Annotated in this window: 17 protein-coding genes; 11 read left to right on the top strand and 6 right to left on the bottom strand. The window is 62.2% G+C overall.

All coding sequences use genetic code 11. The annotated features are described in order from the left end of the window. Positions 1–370: 370 nt before the first annotated feature. The 8 genes from QM716_RS22995 (at position 371) to QM716_RS22960 (ending at position 11,815) form a co-directional block, all read left to right on the top strand. Positions 371–1,810, top strand: coding sequence for a uracil-xanthine permease family protein (locus tag QM716_RS22995; protein WP_283306438.1), 1,440 nt, complete (start codon positions 371–373; stop codon positions 1,808–1,810). Between the two features lie 89 nt (positions 1,811–1,899). Further along, positions 1,900–2,802 carry an FAD binding domain-containing protein gene (locus tag QM716_RS22990; RefSeq protein ID WP_283306437.1) on the top strand — a complete coding sequence of 301 codons (903 nt, stop codon included), beginning with the start codon at positions 1,900–1,902 and terminating at the stop codon, positions 2,800–2,802. 2 nt (positions 2,803–2,804) lie between these two features. Then, the gene (locus QM716_RS22985) at positions 2,805–3,449 is read left to right on the top strand and encodes a (2Fe-2S)-binding protein (protein ID WP_029256750.1); all 645 of its coding nucleotides are present in this window, start codon (positions 2,805–2,807) and stop codon (positions 3,447–3,449) included. Continuing rightward, positions 3,446–5,968, top strand: coding sequence for an aerobic carbon-monoxide dehydrogenase large subunit (gene cutA / locus QM716_RS22980; protein ID WP_283306436.1), 2,523 nt, complete (start codon positions 3,446–3,448; stop codon positions 5,966–5,968). The genes QM716_RS22985 and cutA overlap by 4 nt, the downstream gene beginning before the upstream one ends. Continuing rightward, positions 5,965–6,636: an SRPBCC family protein gene (locus QM716_RS22975; RefSeq protein WP_283306435.1), complete on the top strand. Its 672-nt coding sequence runs from the start codon at positions 5,965–5,967 to the stop codon at positions 6,634–6,636. Before cutA ends, QM716_RS22975 begins: the two co-directional genes overlap by 4 nt. 291 nt (positions 6,637–6,927) lie before the next feature. Continuing rightward, the gene (locus QM716_RS22970; RefSeq protein ID WP_283306434.1) at positions 6,928–9,027 is read left to right on the top strand and encodes a hydantoinase/oxoprolinase family protein; all 2,100 of its coding nucleotides are present in this window, start codon (positions 6,928–6,930) and stop codon (positions 9,025–9,027) included. Next, positions 9,027–10,967, top strand: coding sequence for a hydantoinase B/oxoprolinase family protein (locus QM716_RS22965; RefSeq protein WP_283306433.1), 1,941 nt, complete (start codon positions 9,027–9,029; stop codon positions 10,965–10,967). Before QM716_RS22970 ends, QM716_RS22965 begins: the two co-directional genes overlap by 1 nt. Positions 10,968–10,981: 14 nt before the next feature. Next, complete coding sequence (locus QM716_RS22960) at positions 10,982–11,815, top strand: NmrA family NAD(P)-binding protein (RefSeq protein ID WP_283306432.1); 834 nt, start codon at positions 10,982–10,984, stop codon at positions 11,813–11,815. 6 nt (positions 11,816–11,821) lie between these two features. Here the strand turns inward: QM716_RS22960 and QM716_RS22955 are convergent, their stop codons facing one another. From QM716_RS22955 to QM716_RS22935, 5 genes are read right to left on the bottom strand one after another with little or no spacing between them, the layout of a single operon-like run. Next, entirely contained in the window at positions 11,822–12,832 is a 1,011-nt protein-coding gene (locus QM716_RS22955) for a YdcF family protein (protein WP_283306431.1), read from the bottom strand. A gap of 24 nt (positions 12,833–12,856) precedes the next feature. Then, positions 12,857–13,666, bottom strand: coding sequence for an ABC transporter ATP-binding protein (locus tag QM716_RS22950; protein WP_283306430.1), 810 nt, complete (start codon positions 13,664–13,666; stop codon positions 12,857–12,859). Next, positions 13,666–14,448, bottom strand: coding sequence for an ABC transporter permease (locus tag QM716_RS22945; RefSeq protein ID WP_283306446.1), 783 nt, complete (start codon positions 14,446–14,448; stop codon positions 13,666–13,668). The genes QM716_RS22950 and QM716_RS22945 overlap by 1 nt, the downstream gene beginning before the upstream one ends. 2 nt (positions 14,449–14,450) lie before the next feature. Then, the gene (locus tag QM716_RS22940) at positions 14,451–15,233 is read right to left on the bottom strand and encodes an ABC transporter permease (protein WP_283306429.1); all 783 of its coding nucleotides are present in this window, start codon (positions 15,231–15,233) and stop codon (positions 14,451–14,453) included. 10 nt (positions 15,234–15,243) lie between these two features. Beyond that, on the bottom strand, positions 15,244–16,248 hold the full coding sequence (locus tag QM716_RS22935; protein WP_283306428.1) for an ABC transporter substrate-binding protein: 1,005 nt from the start codon (positions 16,246–16,248) through the stop codon (positions 15,244–15,246). A 195-nt stretch (positions 16,249–16,443) separates the two neighbouring features. Here QM716_RS22935 and QM716_RS22930 point away from each other — a divergent pair, with 195 nt between their 5' ends. Genes QM716_RS22930 through QM716_RS22920 form a run of 3 tightly spaced genes read left to right on the top strand, consistent with a single transcriptional unit; the run spans position 16,444 to position 18,465 of the window. Beyond that, entirely contained in the window at positions 16,444–17,226 is a 783-nt protein-coding gene (locus tag QM716_RS22930) for an IclR family transcriptional regulator (protein WP_283306427.1), read from the top strand. Next, on the top strand, positions 17,223–18,035 hold the full coding sequence (locus QM716_RS22925; RefSeq protein WP_283306426.1) for an alpha/beta fold hydrolase: 813 nt from the start codon (positions 17,223–17,225) through the stop codon (positions 18,033–18,035). The genes QM716_RS22930 and QM716_RS22925 overlap by 4 nt, the downstream gene beginning before the upstream one ends. 43 nt (positions 18,036–18,078) lie before the next feature. Further along, positions 18,079–18,465, top strand: a complete 387-nt coding sequence (locus tag QM716_RS22920) for a RidA family protein (protein ID WP_003946047.1) — start codon at positions 18,079–18,081, stop codon at positions 18,463–18,465. 10 nt (positions 18,466–18,475) lie between these two features. On the opposite strand, the gene QM716_RS22915 is transcribed toward QM716_RS22920, so the two are convergent. Next, entirely contained in the window at positions 18,476–19,726 is a 1,251-nt protein-coding gene (locus QM716_RS22915) for a reverse transcriptase family protein (RefSeq protein ID WP_283306425.1), read from the bottom strand. Between the last annotated feature and the right edge of the window lie 43 nt (positions 19,727–19,769).

The raw sequence follows: 19,769 nt of genomic DNA, 5'->3' as shown, positions 1-19,769 counted from the left end.
CAGATTTCGCCGACGTTTGTGATGACCGATGATCAGGTCGCGGAGATGGCAGCGGCGATCCTCGCAGCCCTCGGCTAGGAGAGTCGTCTTCCGTTGACAGACATCGTGTTACGGAACCATTAAGCCGAAGAAAATGTTGGGGCCCTTCGTCACGCGGCCCCCATTTCGGTCGAAACTGTCTCCATCACTGACGATGACCCCTGCCCGCATCATCTGTCACCATTGTTGCCAATCTCGGTGAGCGGGTTCTGGCAGATTGTCATCACGTCCAGAACTTGCCGCTGTATTAGCGTTTCACTCCAGACACGGTGTTTGTGAGCTGGGGCACAAAGCATTTCGAACACCTTCCTTCCTCGCGAAAGGTCTCGTCATGCCGATCTGGACGTTGCACGGAGATGGCAAGAACATCGGAACCGGTGAAGTGGTAGCGCCGGGCGAGCGGCTCAGTTGGATGAGGACCATCGGATTGGGCGGCCAACATGTCGTGTCGATGTTCGGCGCGACGTTCGTCTTCCCGATCATCATGGGTCTCAATCCTCAACTTGCCGTGATGATGTCGGGCTTTTGTACGCTCTTCTTCCTGCTGGTGGTCAAAGGACGCGTCCCCAGTTACCTCGGTACGTCGGCGGCGTTTGTCGGTGGTGTCGCAGCCATTCGCGCCCAGGGCGGAACGACGGCGGAAGTGACCGGCGCGATTCTGGTGTCGGGGCTGGTTCTGGGATTTGTCGGCGTCGCCATCCACTTTCTGGGCGGTGGCGTCATCAGTAAAGCGCTACCGCCGGTGGTCACCGGCGCAGTGGTGATGTTGATCGGATTCAACCTGGCTCCAGTTGTCGCGGGGCTGTACTGGCCGCAGGACCAGTGGGTGGCACTGATCGTGATGGTTGCGTTGATCGTGATGAGTGTTGCGCTACGCGGCTTCTTGGGACGTATCGCCATTCTTGTCGCGCTGGTTCTCGGCTACATCTTCTCGTGGGTCCTCGACCGGGTCTCCGGTCCGATCACGTCCGCCGGCGGTAGCGGAGCACCCACCGAGCACTTTCGTGTCAACTGGGATTCGGTGCACTCGGCGTCGTGGTTCGGGTTGCCGCCGTTCTCGGACGAAGCCAACGGAATCGTCGGTATTCACGCTCCCTCGTTCAGCCTCACGTTCATCGTTCTCGTTCTTCCCGGTGTCATCGCACTGGTCGCGGAAAACGCCGGACACGTCAAGGCGGTCGCCGAGATCACGGGCGACGATCTCGACCCGTACATCGGACGCGCAATTGCCGGTGACGGTTTTGCTACCGCCATCGCCAGCGCGGTAGGCGGCTCCCCCACGACGACACATGCCGAGAACATCGGTGTCATGGCAGCGACCCGGGTGTACTCGACCGCCGCGTACGTGATCGCGGGTTTCATCGCGATCCTGCTCGGCTTCTCGCCCAAGTTCGGAGCAGTCATGGCGGCGACTCCCGGCGGCGTTCTCGGCGGAATTCTGGTGGTTCTGTTCGGCATGATCGGTTTGCTCGGCGCCAAGATCTGGAAAGAGAACGGTGTCGACTTCGGGAATCCGCTCAATCTGATGCCTATTGCGGCCGGCCTGATCATCGGTATCGGTGACACGGCTCTGAAGTTCAGTGACACGTTCTCGCTCGGAGGTATCGCGCTCGGAACCATCGTCGTGATCGTGATGTACCACCTCTGCCAGTTCGTCGGGTCCTGGAACCCCGAGCTGAACAGGCCGAAGTCCGGACAGCGACCGAACGCAACGCCGGGGGCGAATGCGTCAGATGACGAAAGGGAAGAGCCCGTGGCGCAGCTCACGTGATGCCAAGTTGAATGTATGCCAGGTATGACCCGTGACCGTTGTCACATCTGCACAAAACGTGAAGTGACTCATAGAGGCAGGATTGAGTAATGAAACCGTCGCCGCTGACTTATCACCGACCGTCCTCGGTCGAGGACGCGTGCCGAATCCTCTCCGAGGTCTCTCACGAGGGGAAGGTGCTCGCCGGTGGGCAATCGCTTGTGCCGCTGCTGTCCATGCGCCTCGCCGCCCCCGCCCACATCGTCGACATCGGATCGATCCCTGACCTCGCTTCGGTGACCTCGTCCGGAGACGAAGGAGTGCGGTTCCAGGCCCTGGCCACGCACTCGGTGCTGGCGGCTGACGAAGGTGCTCGCCGAGTTCAGCCTCTGCTGAACCGCGCTCTGCAGTTGGTAGCGCACCCCACGATCCGTAACCGCGGGACGAGCGTCGGCTCCATCGTCCATGCCGACCCGTCGGCGGAGATGCCGGCAGTCCTGACACTGCTCGGGGGCAGCGTGACCGTTCAGTCGGTGCGTGGCACCCGCGAGATCGCGTCGACGGATCTCTTTGTCGGTCCTCTCGAATCGAGCCTGGAATCTGACGAGATCGCGGTGTCGGTGTCGGTGCCCGCCGCCGAGCCCGGTGTGGGAACCGCCATCGACGAGATCGCCCGTCGTCACGGTGACTACGCACTGGTCGGTGTCGTCGCGCGTATTCGCGTGGTCGACGGTCTGGTGGCCGACGCACACATGACGTACGTGTCCGCCGGAGAGCTGGGGCAGGTCGTGGACTACACGGACGTGCTGGCGGGCGCATCCGCGACGGATCAGCGAGATCCGCGCTGGCGCACCCTCGGGGAATGCGCCCGCGCACAGATAGATACCGAGGCAGACATTCACGGGACGGCGGCGTACCGCTCGCAACTGGTGTCCGCGCTCACGGCGCGGGTCGGGTTTGCAGCGGCAACAGATGCTCTCAGTGAGAACGCAGTACTGGCAGGAAAGTGGTGACCATGTCCAAAAACGATCGCTCCATCGATGATCAACTTGCCGAGCTGGCAGCAGATACCGGTGAACACCATGTGGCCGTGACGTTCACGCTCAACGAGGTGACGAGCACCGTCGTTCTCCCCTCCCGCACTCTGGCCTCGGACGCCATTCGTCACCACCTCCGTAAGACGGGCACGCACGTCGGTTGTGAACACGGCGTGTGTGGTGCGTGCACCGTGCTGCTCGACGGAAAGCCGGTGCGATCCTGCCTCGTCCTCGCTGCCAGCCTCGAAGGTCGATCGATCACCACCGTCGAAGGACTCGTCGAGCCGGACGGCACCTTGCATCCGGTTCAGCAGGCGTTCAAGGATTGTCACGGCTTGCAGTGCGGATTCTGCACACCGGGATTCGTGACGACCATCGCGGCGTTTCTCGAGGAGAACCCCAATCCCACGCGTGAGGAAGCAACGGACGCGATAGCGGGAAACCTCTGCCGTTGTACGGGATACCAGAACATCAGGGCGTCGGTTCTGCGCGCTGCCGAGATCAAGCGTGAACGAGCCGGGCAGTTCCCGCTCGGAATCGACGACGCATCCACTCGGGAGGCGTTGGATCGCAAGGTGCGGGGAACAACGAATCCCGTCGGAGGACGGGCGGGTAAGGCATGAGTACTCCGGTCAAACCAGCAAAGCGCAACGGGGCGAAGCACCCCGCTTCCGATCATTCGACGGCCGATCATTCGGTTGCCGACGACGGCAAGTTCTTCGGCAAACCGATTCCGCGCGAGGAAGATACGCGTCTGCTCAGCGGTCAGGGGCGGTATCTCGACGATCTGGGCCACAACGCGCTGATCGCGGCATTCGTCAGGTCGCCGCATGCACATGCGCGAATAATCGACATCGACATCGATCAGGCACTGGAAGTGCCTGGCGTACATGCCATCTACACCTACGAAGATCTCCTGGCCGACACCCCGGAAATGGCGGAGAACCTGCCACTGCTCATTCCGCATCCGGGAATCATCGCTCCGCGCAACGGGTACCCCCTTGCGAAGGACGAGGTGAACCACGTCGGAGAAGCCATCGCCATGGTGGTCGCCGACAATCGGTACATCGCCGAGGATGCGTGCGCGAAGATCGACGTCACGTACGAGACACTGAAGCCGGTAGTGGGAATCGACGTCGCCCGCACCGCCGACAATGCCGTTCACACTGACGTTCCGGACAACATCGCCGCTCATCTTCAGCACGGGTTCGGTGATCCGGATGCCGAACTTGCGGCCGCGCCGCACCGACTGACGCTGGATCTCGAAATCGAGCGTTCGGCATCCATGCCGATGGAGGGCAAGGGTGTCTACGCACGCTGGGACGGCGACGAGAACACCCTCACGTTCTGGACCTCCACTCAGACGTCCACCTCCGCCCGCGCCGCCATTGCCGCGCGATTGGGTATGGCGCTGAACAAGGTTCACTGCATCGCTCCCGACGTCGGCGGTGGATTCGGTGTCAAGATCGTCCATCCGTGGCCCGAAGAAGTGATGATCACGTGGGCCGCTCGACGCCTCGGCCAGGCCGGCATCTCCTGTGAGGTGAAGTGGGTCGAGGATCGCCGTGAGCACTTCATCTCGAGCGCACACGAGCGTGGACAGATCCAGAAGATCGACGTCGGATTCGACGACGAGGGCCGTCTGTTGGCTTTCGACTTCACGTTCTGGCACGACAACGGCGCGTACCTGCCGTACGGGATCATCGTCATGATCAACACCGCGACGCAGGTTCTCGGGCCGTACAAGCCGAAGTCGTTCCGGGTCAACGCCTATTCGCTGTACACCAACACGGTCATCGTGACCCCGTACCGAGGCGCCGGACGCCCGCAGGCCGTGTTCGCGATGGAGCGATCCATGGACGCCATCGCCAAGTACCTGAACAAGGACAAGATCGCGGTGCGGGAGGCGAACTTCATTCGTCCCGAGGACATGCCGTACGACTTCGGTCTGATGTTCCAGGACGGACGCCCGTTGATCTACGACACCGGTGACTACCAGGCCGGCATCGACAAGCTCAAGAAGCTCATCGACTGGGACGGATTTCCCGAGTACCAGAAGAAGGCTCGCGCCGAGGGGCGGAGTGTCGGCATCGGCATCGGTGCCTACGTCGAGGGAACCGGTCCCGGACCCTACGAGGGCGCACACGTTGTGGTCGAGACGTCCGGAAAGGTCAAGGCGGCAACGGGCTTGACGACGCAGGGCCAGGGCCACCAGACAGCGTTCGCGCAGATCGTTGCAGACGATCTCGGAGTCAAGGTCTCCGACGTCGAGATCGTCACCGGTGATACCCGCCGGTTCGGTTATGCCGTCGGCACTTTCGCCTCACGTGGCGCGGTCATGTCGGGTTCGGCTTTCCACGTCGCGGCGCAGATGGTCGCGGAGAAAGCGAAGAAGATCGCATCCGGAATCTTGAATCTGCCGGAAGCCGAACTGGAACTCCGAGGTGGACACGTGTGCAAGCTCGGCACCGAACCCGGGGTGGAAGGTACTTCTGTACCGCTGAGTGTTGTTGCCGTGCTGTCGAACCCGCTACGATATGCGTTCGACCGTGAGTCGAAGTTGGCTACCGGTTTCGCCAAGACCGACACGGACATGTCGAAGCCGCCGATTCCCGAGGGCGAGCAGCCGGGTCTGGAAGCCACCGGCTACTACTCGCCGCCCAGTTCGACTTTCGCTTCGGGAGTGCACGCGGCGATCGTCGAAACCGATCCCGTCACAGCCGAGATCACGGTCCGTCGTTACGTCGTCATCCACGACTGCGGAAACGTGATCAATCCGCGCATCGTCGAAGGCCAGGTCATGGGCGCCGTCGCCCAAGGTATCGGCGGCGCACTCTACGAACGGATCGTCTACGACGAGCACGGACAGATGCTCAACGCGTCGTATATGGACTTCTTGATGCCGTTTGTCACGGAGATGCCGGATTCACTCGAGATGGATCACACCGTCACGCCGTCGGGACTCAACCCACTCGGTATGAAGGGCGCCGGTGAGGCCGGTGTGATTCCGACCAGCGCCGTCATCGCGGCCGCAATCGAGGACGCCGAAGGAATCTCGATCACGTCCATGCCCATTTCACCGTCCGAACTGTTCGAACTTCGACTCGCACATGCGGGTTCGTCATCAGAGGAGAATGCATGAGAATCGCCGGCACCGCGCAGCTGACGGCACCTCGCGAAGAGGTCTACGACAAGCTCCAGGACGGTCGTGTACTGGCCGCGACCATTCCCGGTGTGCAGTCGCTCGAGCAGCTCACGGACAATCACTACAAGCTCTCGATCATGGCGGGAGTCGCGTCGATCAAGGGCGTCTACGACGGTGAAGTTGTTCTTTCGCAACAGAATCGGCCCAATTCGTTTGTCATGACGGCTTCGGGCGCGGGTGCTCCCGGCACGGTGAAGGCGGACGTCACAGTCACGTTGACGGAGAACGAGGGTGGCACGCTGCTTTCGTACGACGCCGACGCGGTAGTCGGCGGGATGGTCGGCGGCGTCGGACAGCGGATGATCACCGGTGTCGCCAAGAAGATGGCCGGGGTGTTCTTCAAGAGCATCGACGGCGTCATTGCCAACGGCATCCCCGAGAAGGTCACTGCCGCCGTGGCAGCGGCAATACCGGCAGCGTCGGTCGAGGCGGCGCCGGTAGTTTCCGGAGCTGTTGCGGCACCGGCGATTCTTCCGGCCGGTGTACCGACAGCAGGTGGCGCCGATGCTCGCACGGTGATGGTCAGCGCCGTCGTCGGCGCGGCCATTGCTTTGTCAGGTGTTGCTATAGGCGGATTCCTGGCGCGTTCTGGTTGTCGCGAGTAGTTCAGCAGCGTTTCGACAGGGCTTCCACAGCTGTTTTGCGATGAGGGAAACGCCCCGAACCGACCAGGTTCGGGGCGTTTTTCACGTCCGCGTAACCCATGCGGGCGCCGGCGAAGATCCGCTCGTGATCGTGCGCCGAACCTTGGTCGCCCGATTCGGCGAATTGTGACAAAGAATCCGCCGTTCCGAACCTGTGGAATAGCACTACACGTCAGGTACGAGCCACTTACCGGCTAGGCCACACCGTCGATCGGTACCAGACGAGACGAGCCAAAGATCTCAGGAGGAAGCGTGGAACCCAGGAAGATTCGGGTCGGTATCGATACCGGCGGAACGTTCACCGACATCGTGGCAGTGGACGACGAAACCGGCGCCATCGTCACGACCAAGACCCCGTCCACTCCGGCGGACCCCGCCGAGGGCTTTCTCGCCGGTATCGAGAAGGTACTCGCCAAGCTCGGCGAGAGCGGCGACTCGATCGGTGCGGTCAGCCACGGCACGACCGTCGCGACCAACAAGCTGCTCGAAGGCAAGGTCGAGAATCTCGGCTTCATCACCACCGAGGGCTACGAGCACGTTCTCGAAATCGCTCGTCAGTCGGTGCCGGACGGCTACGGCAACTCGTACTTCTGGGTCAAGCCCGAACGCATCGTTCCTGCCGATCGGGTACGCACCGTCGGTGGACGGCTTTCCTTCGACGGCAGCGAGATTCGCCCGCTCGACGAAGGGAGCGTCCGCAGCGCAGCGCAGTTCTTCAAGGACCGCGGCATTCGCACCATCGGTGTCTGCCTCATGCACTCGTACGCCGATCCGACGCACGAGGAGCGCGTACGCGACATCCTCTTCGAAGTTTTCCCCGACGCGACGGTGAGCATCTCGAGCCAGGTGCTTCGTGAGTACCGCGAGTACGAGCGGTCCATCACCACTCTCGTGGACGCCGCGGTCAAGCCGAACATCCGCAACTACGTGAACAACATCGCGAATCGTCTGCGTGAGTTCTCGACTACCGACGGCGAACCTCGCGATATCCCGTTCTACGTCATGAAGTCCAACGGTGGTGTCCTGTCGGCCAAAGAGGTTGTTCACCAGCCTATTACGACAGTGCTCTCCGGACCGGCCGCCGGCGCTCTCGGTGCCGCGCTGATCGCCGACGCGGCCGGCGTCGAGCAGGTGTTGACCTGCGACGGCGGCGGAACGTCGACGGATGTCACCGTCGTAGTTCGCGGCGAGCCTGCGCTGACAACCGAAGGGCGAGTGGGCAACTACCCGTCGAAGATCCCGATGATCGACGTCGTGACCGTCGGCGCCGGTGGTGGGTCGATCGCGTGGATGACACCGGAACACACCCTCCGGGTCGGTCCTCAGTCGGCTGGCGCCGATCCCGGACCGTTGTGCTACGGCAAGGGCGGTAGCGAACCGACCATCACCGACGCTCATGTCTTGCTCGGGCGCATCCCACCCCATCTGCTCGGTGGTGAGATCCCCCTCGACACCGAACTGGCACGCAAGGGACTCGAAGAGCTTGCAGCACAGCTGAGTCTGGGTTACGAGGAGTGCGCGGTCGGTGTCCTCGAGGTCTCGGCGTGGAACCAGGCCAACGCCCTGCGCCAGATCACCGTCAAGCGTGGTCTCGATGTTCGCGACTTCACCCTCGTGACGTTCGGCGGTTCGGGCTCCCTGCTCGCCTGCCGTCTCGTCGACATCCTCGGCCTGAAAGATGTTCTTGTCCCGCTCAATCCGGGTAACGTCTCCGCGTTCGGTCTACTGACGGTCGACGTGCGCAACGACTACGTTCAGACACACGTCAGCCGCCACGACCGGTTGAAGGCGGAAGACCTGCAGAGCCAGTTCGACGCGTTGGCCGGCGAAGCCGAGATTGCGCTCGCCGAAGAAGGTTTCGACGAGACGCAGCGTAAGTACTCCCGGACCGCGGATCTTCGCTACCTCGGTCAGGCCTTCGAAGTACGTGTCCCCGTGGCGGAAGGCGCCGTCACGGCGCAGATCATGGACGACGCGGCCGAGGCATTCCACCAGGCGCACCGTGAACTGTACGGCTACGACTTCCGGGGAGACCCGTCGCAGCACGTGGAATGGGTCAACCTGCGCGTGAGCGGCATCGGCCCGATCAAGCGTCCGACGCTCAAGGAGATCGCCGCCGGAAACGGTGCCGACACCGCCCGAACCGGTTCGCGCCAATCCTATTTCGACAGCTGGGTCGAAACGGCCACCTACGATCGCACACTGCTCGGAGCGGGTGACGTCATCGAAGGTCCGGCTGTGATCGAGGAGTTCAGCTCGACTGTTCCGATCCATCCCGGATTCTCGGCACGTATCGACACCTTCGGGAACATTCGTATCTCGAAGTCTTCCGACTCGAACGGAGTGAAGTGATGACCGCCATTCTCGATGCTGCTGCTGCCACCGCGGCAAAGCCGTACCGACTCACCGCTACCGACGGCGCGTCACCTGATCCGATTCTGGTCGAGATCGTCGCCGGTTACCTGGCCAGCGTGGAGATGGAGGTGGAGACCTCCATCTCGCGCACCTCGCGCTCACCGATGATCCGTGATGCTCACGACTTCCGCGCAGGTATTCACGACCGGAACCTCCGCAAGCTCACGGGCCGTTCGTATTCCGCCCTGGTTCATCCGATCGCCCGGGACTTCCCGCTCGAGACGATGAAGCCGGGAGACGTGTACTTTCACAACGACGTCTACCTGTCCGAAGGTGGCATCGGCCATCTCCCCGACCTCTGCGTCACCGTACCTGTCTTCGCCCGCGTCACTCCCGATGCCGAACCGAAAGTTGTTGCCTTCGTTCAGGCATTCGGCCACCACGACGACATCGGCGGTTGCTGCCCCGGCTCCATGCCGTCCGGTGCCACCACGGTGTACGAAGAGGGACTGATGGTTCCGCCGATCAAACTGTGGGACCAGGGCGTCCCCAACGAGGCGGCGCTGCGCATCATGACGCGCAACTCCCGCATGCCGGACGCTCTCGCAGCCGATCTCGACGCCGAGTGCTCGGCGTGCCTGATGGGTGCGCGTCGACTCACCGAATTGTTCGAGCGCTACGGCGTCGACACCGTCGAGTCGTGCTTCGACGCCATGATGGACGCGACCACCGAGACGTACCGCCGCGAGATCCTCAGCAAGATCCCGGTCGGTGAGTACACCTGGGAGGACTACGCCGAGCATGACGGCGTCGACGAGCCGATGCTCCACATCCAGCGGATCACGCTCACGAAGACGCGGCCGGAAGACGAGGGCGGCGAGCGACTCATCCTGGACTTCAACGGAACCGGACCGCAGGCAAAGGGACCGATCAACCACTGCGGCGACTACGCGGACGGAAACTTCCTCATCAAGTGGTTGGCGCCGATTCTGCGTAACCTCGCGGACACCCCGGAGCGCATGGCAGAACTGGATGTCAACGAAGGCGTCGTACCGCTGATCGAGATGAAGTTCCCCGAGAAGGGAACGCTGATCACTCCGATCTTCCCCGCTCCCACCAACGCTCGCACGTTTGTCATCCTCCGCCTGCTTGGAGTGCTGGCCGGCGTCGTGGCCAAGGCCGTGGACGGGAACATGCCCGCCGATCAGGAAACCATCAGATACACCGGTGTGTACGGTGAGGACTTCGAGGGTCACTCGTACCTCATGCGTGAGGTACTCGGCGGTGGTTCGGGCGGACGCTACTACGCCGACGGTGAGGACACGATCCACGTCGTCCCCGACTCACGGAACCTGCCGACAGAGTTCACCGAGAGCCGCTTCCCGTTCATCGTCGAGAAGCTCGGTCTGGCCATGGATTCCGGCGGAGCCGGGCGTTACCGAGGCGGCCTGGGATACGAGAAGCACATCCGCATGCTCAAGGATGCGCACTTCATGTCCATCGCGGACCGTTCGATTCTGGCTTGCTGGGGTGTCAAGGGCGGCAAGGCCGGCCGCCCGTTCTCCGTCGTACTGAATCCGGGTGGACCGAACGAGCGTGAGTTCGACGCGCTGACCGATGCAGAGCCGATCAAAGCCGGAGAGGTTGTACGGATTCGTACCACCGGTGGCGGCGGTTGGGGAGATCCACTGGAGCGTCCCACCGAGGAAGTCTTGCGAGATATTCAGTGGCGCAAGGTTTCCGTCGAAGGCGCACGTGACGACTACGGAGTTGTCGTGATCGAGGGTGACGAGCCGTCTGTCGACGAGGCTGCTACCACGGAGCTACGGGATCAGTTGCGCTCGGAGCGCGGTGAGAACGAACCCTTCTTCGATCGGGGTCCGGGCTACGCGCAGCTTTCCGGTGGCGCCACCTCAGCGGTCTACGACTACGTCTAGGACGGAAAACACTCATGGAGAACGGAATTGCTCGCGGCGCCGACATCGCGGTGATCGGCGCCGCGGGTAAGACCGGTGAGGCAGTCGTCGCCGCGCTGCCCCCGAGCGTGACAGTTCGGCGACTGGTGCGAAAGGCCCGTGTCGACGGCGACTTCGAGGTCGAACTCGAAACGGGAAACGGACTGCGCAAGGCGCTCGCCGGGTGCCGAGGCGTGTATTTCATCGCTCCCAACGTCCATCCCGACGAGCCGGCACTTCTTCGCAATGCGCTGACGGCAGCGGCTTCGGCGGGAGTGGAGCACTTTGTCTATCACTCCGTCGCGTGGCCGTTCAGCCCGTCCATGCCGCATCACCTGGACAAAGCCAGGTGTGAGGACGAACTGCATCGCTCCCCGGTGAAGTGGACTGTATTGCAGCCGTGTGCGTATGCCGAGAACTTCGAGGCGGTACTCACTGGTCGGTCCGAGACCATCGTCTTGCCGTACAGCGCGGACACGAAATTCTCGTTCGTGAGTTTGGCGGACGTGGCGGCTGTTGCCGCGGTCGTACTGAGCGAGGGCCCGGGCGAGCATCACGGAGCGGCGTACGAAGTAGGCGGCCCTGAAGCTCTGAGCGTCATGGAGGTGGCACAGATGGTGGAGAAGCAGACGTCACGTACCGTCGCGATAGATCAGATCAGCGTGGATCAATGGCGCGAACGGATCGGCAACGACCTCGACGTGAATGCCAGCTCGCGTCTGGCCGCGATGTTCGACTTCTACAACCACCATGACTTCCTTGCCGGCAGCGCGGCCGTCGAACTGCTGTTGGGTCGCCGACCGATGGGAATCGAGAGCCTGATTCGGTGAAGCTTGTTACGAAATGCCTCCTGCCGCCCACACCACCAGCGGTGGTAGGGCGGCCAGGATCAGGCAGACCGTGCCGTTGAGCCACTTGTGCTCCACCGTGACGGCGGCGAACTCGCGCAGGATCGCACTCGGCAGGTAGTACCGGGCGGTGCGGGAACCGATGACTTCTGCATCCAATCCGAGGCTTCGGGCAAACGTCGCGGTTCGGAGGATGTGGAAGTTGCTGGTGACCAGTACCATTCGAGGTTCGGTGCTGTTGGCGCGGAGAAGGTCTCTGGTGTACTCCAGGTTCTCGAGTGTGGTGGTCGAGCGGTCCTCGAGCAGGACGTTCGCGCGCGGAATCCCGTGATCGAAGAGGTAGGCGGACATCGCCTCCGCCTCGCTGACAACCTCGTCCGATCCTTTCCCTCCGCTGACGACCAACAGCGGTGAACGTCCTTCGCCGACCTCGGCGCGAAAGACGTCTGCCGCCTTGTCCAGACGGCTGGCCAGCAGGGGCGTCACGTCGGCGCCCGAAAGCCCAGCGCCGTGCACCACTATCGCGTCCATCCCAGGCTGGTACTTCTGGCGTCCGTAGACGTAGGAGTAGAGCAGAAAGCTCGAGAACAAGAAGCCCAGGTACGACGCGACCAGACTGAACGATCCGAGAACGACTGCGAGCCAGTACCTCTGCGTCAGCAACGCGGATGCGAGCAGCACATAGGGAACAAGCAGTCCGAGGCCGGCGACGAGTGAGAGCAGATTTGCGACGCTGAATCCCTCGCGCCGCAGCATCGTGACCCCGTTGACGATCAGGAATCCTGCGAGCAGGAGCACCAGCAGCGGTGAGAGCAGAGCGATCGTCGCGATCACAAATGACGGGACCTCGGTTCCCGGCGCACCCGACTGCAACAGCCAGAGGCCGGTGAAGATCAGTCCGAGAAGTAGATAAACACCGTTGCTCAGCCTCCGCCTGTCCTGTCTGAACCGGTAGCCGCAGAATCCGAGCAGCGCGAGGCCGATGAGGAGAAGGATCACGGAGCCAGCCTAAGCGAGGCCGCTCTACCCGACGGATGTCACCACCTTCGACTGCTGGATCGACGTCAACACTCTCGTGCGGGCCTTGATGAACAGTGGGTCCGCTTTCGTGGTCAGTTGATCTCGGGCACCGGTCAGAGGAACGTCGACGATGTCCTGCGTCAACGCCGGGGTTCCGCCGAGGACAACAACCCGGTCCGACAGGTACACCGATTCGTCGACGTCGTGAGTGACGAGGAGGACGGTGATGCCCAGATCACGTTGAAGCGTCAGCAGCAGGTCTTCGAGTTCCGCGCGGGTCTGCGCATCGACCGACGCAAAGGGTTCGTCCATGAGTAGTACCTGCGGTCGATAGGCGAGAGCGCGAGCTATCGCCACTCTCTGCTGCATTCCGCCGGACAACTGCCAGGGGTAGGAACGCGCAGCACCTTCCAGGCCGACGACGGCGAGTGCCTCGGTTACCCTCTCGTTCTGAACCTTGCGTGCCAGGCCGTTACCCCGCAGCGGCAGGCGAACGTTCTCGCCCACTCGAAGCCACGGCATCAGTGTGCGTCCGTAATCTTGCGACACGAGCGCAAGAGTGGCGGGCGGAGCGTCGATCGTGATCCCGGCGATGCGGACCTGACCCGTAGTCGGCTTCTGCAAACCGGCGATGCAACGAATCAGCGTGCTCTTACCGATTCCGGAATGTCCGACGATGCAGACGATTTCTCCCGGTGCAACCGAAAGATCGATCCCGCGAAGCACTTCGCGGCCGGTAGATCCGCCGTAGGTCACCCCGAGGCCGTTCAGTTCGACTGCGGGAGTGGATGCCGCAGATTCTGTGGATGACATCAGTTTCCTTTCACTGCGAGTGCGCCGTGGGTCCGAGGCTGCCATCTGAGAAGCCAGCGTTCGATCACGCCGTAGCCGACGTTGAGTACGTACCCGATGATTCCGAGCAGGAGGATTCCGGACCACATGTCTGCGATGGCAAAGGTCTGTTGCGCAACGATCACGAAGTGGCCGATTCCCGCAGTGGAGACATACATTTCGCTGCCGACCATGATGACGACACCGATCGCGAGACTGGTACGGATACCGACCGTTATCTGGGGCATCGCTCCGGGGAGGAGTACCTGCGTGACCAGCAGGGGCGTTCGGATCCGATAACTGCGCGCCACCAATCGAATACTCGGATCTATGGAGCGAATGCCGTCGAGGGTGTTGAGGAGTATCGGCCAGACCGCGCCGAAGGCGATGGCGGCGACGTTGCCCGAAGAACCTGTGCCGAAGACGATGAACAGGGCCGGCAGTACGGCCAGTGCGGGTATGGCACGGAAGAACTGGAGAAACGGATCGGCGATGTCTGCAGCCAATGGAAACAGCGCAAGAAGAAGGCCGACCCCGATGCCGAGCATCAGCGCTACGGCGAGACCGAAGCCGAGATTGGTCAGGCTCGGCACGACATCGCGTGCAAACCCTGCCCCAAACCAGTTGTCCACAAACGCTTTCCAGATCCGTGACAGCGGCGGAAAGTACGGCGACTTGCTCGACGCGGATCCGAAGTACCACACGACGACGATCAAGATCGGCAACCACAGCTCCCACGCGAGGAGTCGAATCCCAGACATCATTTTCACGTCGTCATCCTCCTCGGGATGTAATGCCAGGCAAGTAAACGATTCTCGATTGCCATCACAGCGAAGGCGAGCAGCATGCCGAGGACTCCGGCGACGATGATCAGTGCGAACATTCGATCGGGGACGGATTGGCTCAGCAGGATTTCCTTGCCGAGTCCGGGAACGCCGGCGATCAGTTCGGCGCCGATGGTCAGTAGCAAACTCAGTGTTGCCGAGATACGAATTCCCGTGAAGATGTACGGCATCGACGCGGGTGCAACTACGAGAGCGAGTCTGCGCCACAGGGGAAGCCGGAAGGATCGTGCGGTGGCGAGTAGTTCCGGATCGACGTTGCGGACGCCGTGGATGGTCTGGAGCAGGATCGGCCACACGCTTACCGCCACGATCAGCGCAACCGCCATACGTTGTGTCGGGCCCATGATCAACAGAAAAAGGGGGATGATCGCGAGCGGAGGCACGGTCCGGCAGAAGTCGATGACGAAGCGCGAAGAGACTGTCAGGAACGGGTGCGCGGCGAGGAGCAGTCCTGTCGGGATTCCGATGACCAGGCACAGAGCCAATCCGATGGCGGTTGTGGTCAAGGTCTGTCCCAACGACGTCCACAGCGAAGGGGTACCGAGTTCGTCCACGAACGCCACTGCCACGTCACTGAACTTCGGCACACCTTTGACGTTCTCGTCGCCCAGCATTCCGAAGACCTGCCAGGCGGCTGCCAACGCGAAGAGCGTCAGCAGCCGTCCGAGCAGTACCTGCCTGCGGCGTGTTTTCGGGGTTGTCAAGGCAGGCAACTCAGTTGGCCGGAGTCAGCAAGGAATCGCTGTCAACCGACTCCGTCAGAACCCCGTACTTGACCAGCAGTTCGATCTCCGTGCCGAGAGCGCCCGGTTCCACTACTGCGACGAACTGAGGATTCTTGCTGTTGGCCAGCATTTCGAGCGGAATCTTGGCTTGTGTCGAGAGTGCAGCCTTGACCGCGCCCGGATTCTGATTGGCATAGTCGACGGATTTGGCAAGCGCCGTACGGAACTTCGCGAGTGAGTCCGGGTTTGCATTGACAAACGATTCCGAAGCGACCAGCGAGGTCCCCGGTACACCGGGTGCGGCCAAGGGGAAGGGGTGGCCGAGGATCTTCAGCCCCGAGTCGGTTGCTTTGCTCAGGAACGGATCGATGAGGAATGCCGCGTCGGCCCCGCCAGTGGAAACCAGGTCGCCGAGGTTGGGCATGGGCGCCTGAATGAACGAGACCTTGTCTGCTGCTCCACCGGATTTCTCCACCGCGGCAGAGATGACCGCTTCGCTGACGGACTTCAAACCGCTGATCGCGACGGTCTTGCCTTCGAGGTCACGGAAGCCGCTGATGGAACTGTCCTTGGCGACAACGAGACCGGACTGGTCGACGCTGTCGTTCGCGGCAAAATTCGTGAGCCCTCCGACAATGGTGACGGGCATGTTCTGGCTGCGTGCCTGAATTGCGGCAGCGGCAGTTGTGGCTGCCATATCTGCATTTCCACTGAGCAGCAACGGAATCTGAGCCGACGAGCTGGCCCCACCCTCGACGAGTTGAATGTCGAGTCCCTCATCGGTGAAGAATCCCTGCTCCATACCCAGCCAGATCGGTGCGAAGTCCGCGATCGGTTGAGGTGCGATACGAATCGTGGTGGTCTGGGTGCCCCCGTCGTCGGAGGCCGTGGCGTCGCTCGAACAGCCTGTCAGTGCCAAAGCAGCCGTCGCAACCGCTGCCAGGGCAACAACTCTGAACTGTGGTGTCGACCGAAGGGTATGTCCAACCGTCATGTCCGAAAACCTCTCGCTGGGAAAGATAGGACTTCCTTGCCGGGAGTCCGGTGGGAAGGTGAAGACGCTCAAAGAATTCCGTACGCCGGAATGATTGTTGTGACTATAGTAATTTCCTAGGCGAATGCCAAGGGTTTTCCAAGAACACGAGATTTCGGATCGCCGGGTACTCACACGGCACCAGGAGGGGATCGGATGACGAAGGGTTCTGCGTCCGCGGTCGACAAAGCGCTGGATCTGCTCGAGGCCATCGCGCGCTCGACCACGCCGATGAAGCTCAGTGAACTGGCAGAAGAAGTCGGGATGCTCCGCCCGACTGCGCACCGAGTGCTCGGAGAACTCGCGAACCGTGGTTGGGTCTTCCGCTACGACGGTCGCTATCTCCCCGGACCGGCTGCACTGCAGGTTTCCCACGAAGCGGCCGCGCATTCCTTGGCGGCCTTGTGCGATCCGACCATGCAGGCGCTGTCCGAGAGCACGGACATGATGGTGAATCTGCAGGTTCTCGAGAGCGGCGGGACTCGGATCATCGCGGCGCTGCGTCCCGAGCGGCTCAAGATGATCACTCGGATGCTCGGGGATCTGCTTCCGCCGCACCGGTTCGCGGGTCCGCTCGCGTTGGTGGCGGCACTCGAGGACAACACCCGGGCGCCTTACCTGGCGATGGTGGAAAAGAGTGGCTATCCACTCGAAGGCCCCACCGGGTTCCTCGCCGACATTGCCGAGACGCAGAAAACCGGATTCGCTGTCGTTCACAAACGATCTCAGGACATCATCGGTTCGGTCTCGCGTGCAGTGTCTTCTCGCAAGGGGTCTCCCCTCTGCGCGTTGACGGTAATCGGTTTCGACACCGACTTCGACGCGAAAACGACGCGGATGGTCGAAGAGCACCTGCTGCGGGCGACTGATGAAGTGCAGCAACTCCTTACCGACCACACTTCGGGCAAGCGCCCGTCCGACACAGGAGAAGAAGGATGATTCCACGGACCGAGGGCTTCATCACCGTCGCAGACGGCGAACGGGTCTGGTACGAGACTGCCGGCGACGGGCCGGATCTGATCCTCACACACGGTCTCGGCGGCAATGCTGCCGTCTGGTACCAACAAGTACCGTACTTCGCTCAGCACTATCGGGTAATCAGCTGGGATCAGAGAGGATTCGGCCGCTCTACCAACGAGAACGGCAATCACGGCCCGGTAGCGGCAGTCTCTGATCTGATCGAAATCATGGACCTGTTGGACGTCGATCGAGCCCACGTGGTGGGCCAGTCGATGGGTGGTTGGGCCGCACTGGGGACCGCGATCGCCGTTCCGGACAGGGTGGAGTCGGTGGTCCTGGCCTGCACGACCGGCGGCATTCCCGTCGGCTTCGGTCCGGACAGCGCACCGCCCCTCACCGCAGCGCCCGTCACCGCGCGTCCCCTGGGGGAACATCCCGCTGTGGGCGGACGGTTGCCGAGCTTGGACATGGCGAGGGCATATCTGTACCAAGCTCTCGGCACCTTCGGCCATCGCCCACCAGACACCGAGTTCTTCCGAATTCTCGAGGCCCACAACTACTCGTCGGCCGATCTTGCGACGGTGGCTGCACCGGTTCTCCTGATCGCGGGTGAGCTGGACGATTTGATGACCCCCGAGCGGATTCGCAGCGCCGCCGAGTTCCTGCCTCACGCAGAAGTGGTCGAACTTGCCGATCGCGGTCACTCCCCCTATTTCGAGGACCCACACGCGTGGAACGAGTTGGTGTCGCACTTCCTGGCCGACGTTCGTGCCCGTCCACTGCGCTGAAACCGCCAACTCGCCGAACATATTCCACTTCCGAGGAGATCTAATGGATTCATCTCAGACCGTCGAGTTCATCCCACCCGCTTTCGACACACCGTTCTCCACCGGAGTGCGTGTCGGAGACGTTCTATATCTGTCGGGTCAGATCGGCATGCTCCCAGACGGGACCTTGGCCGACGGCTTCGAAGCGCAAGCCCGCCAGACCATGGAGAACATCGTCGCTTCGCTGATCGCCTACGGCTCGGGCGTCGAAGCGATCTTCAAATGCACTGTCATGCTTGACGACATGTCTCGCTGGCAGGAGTTCAACAAGGTCTATCTCGAGTACTTCCCGGCATCGAGACTGCCGGCACGCAGCGCGTTCGGAACAGACGGACTGGCGCTGGGTGCGCACATGGAAGTCGAATGCATGGCGTACACCCCGCGGGTCTGATTCGAGGGCGTCAGTCGTCCCAATTCACACGTTCGGCCAGGCGCAGCAATGTGCGTCGGCGCGTAGTGCTGGTTTCGCCGATGTGCGCGATCCGGCCGTGGATGTGAGCCCGGAAGTTCTCGATACCGTCCCGATTCTGTTCCTGTGCAGAGGTATTCGCAGCATTGTGAAGCAGGGCGCGCAGACGATCGTAATCGTCACGCGGATACGACGGTTGGTCGTTGATCACCAGCCCGGTGAGGTGTTGGCGTCGATGAGGGCGCATCACCTTGGTCTTTCGCGGATGGACGGCAAACCCTTCGTCCCTGGCGATCTGCTCGACCGTCCACAGGAGGGTGCCGACATCTGCCACTTCGATTCCGGAGAAGGCGAGGTCGTCGGCGTATCGGGTGTAGGTGAGCCAGTTCGCTTGTGCGAGACCGCTCAAGCGGATGTCGAGTTTGCGCGCGACGAGATTCGCCAGTGCAGGCGAAGTGGGTGCGCCCTGCGGCAGATGCGCCGTTCGTAGCTGCGACGCCTGTGCGTACGGCAGACCGCGCAGGGTATCGGCAGGTGTTGCGACGGTGCACAATCCGGTGAGAGCTCCTGCCACGGCTGGCGGATACCCGAGGGCGGCGAAGATCGCGTGGACTCGGTCACCGGTGATCGACGGGAAGAACTGTGCGAGGTCCACACCGATCACGATCTCCGACTGTGCGTGCGGCGCTGCAAAAGTCAGCGGACTTCGACCACGGACAAACCCGTGGGCCGCGTCGTGTGCGGGCACCTGGTCGAGTATGCGGCGCAAAATCTTCCGTTGGATTTCGCGCAACCGGGGTTTCGGTACCTCTAGGAGGCGATCGCCGGCCTTCTTGCTGATCTGCATGGGCCGGTAGTGGCGTAGCGGTAGGGGTTTCGTGCGTAGCCACTCCCCGCGGTCGGCAAACCACTCGAGTTCGGAGATCGTCAGATCCAGTGAGCGCGCCAGATCCGCACTGGTGTTGTAACGGGGGACGTCGAACCGCCACACCGAGGACTCGTTGGTGTCCAGTGAGACCGGGACTGGTCGAAGCCGCGGAAGTTCGCGTAGCAATCGGTACAGGGTTTGTGGTTCGAACGGTGTGGCCGGCATGAGGTCGAGTACTCGGACGGCCAGCGATGTCGCTGAGACACCGTGGACCGTTCCGAATGCCTCTTCGAGCCCACCGAGAGTCCATGGAGCTTCAGCGGCTGCAACTGCCAGGCGCCGCGCCAACTCGGGATCGAGCTCGAAGTCACGCATGATTCGAGCCCGGGGTGCGGCGGCGTGGGGTGACCAAATCCTT

This window comes from Rhodococcus sp. IEGM 1409, assembly GCF_030056735.1.
In the GTDB taxonomy this organism is placed as follows: domain Bacteria; phylum Actinomycetota; class Actinomycetes; order Mycobacteriales; family Mycobacteriaceae; genus Rhodococcus_F.
This window is presented reverse-complemented; position numbering and strand designations above follow the sequence as displayed.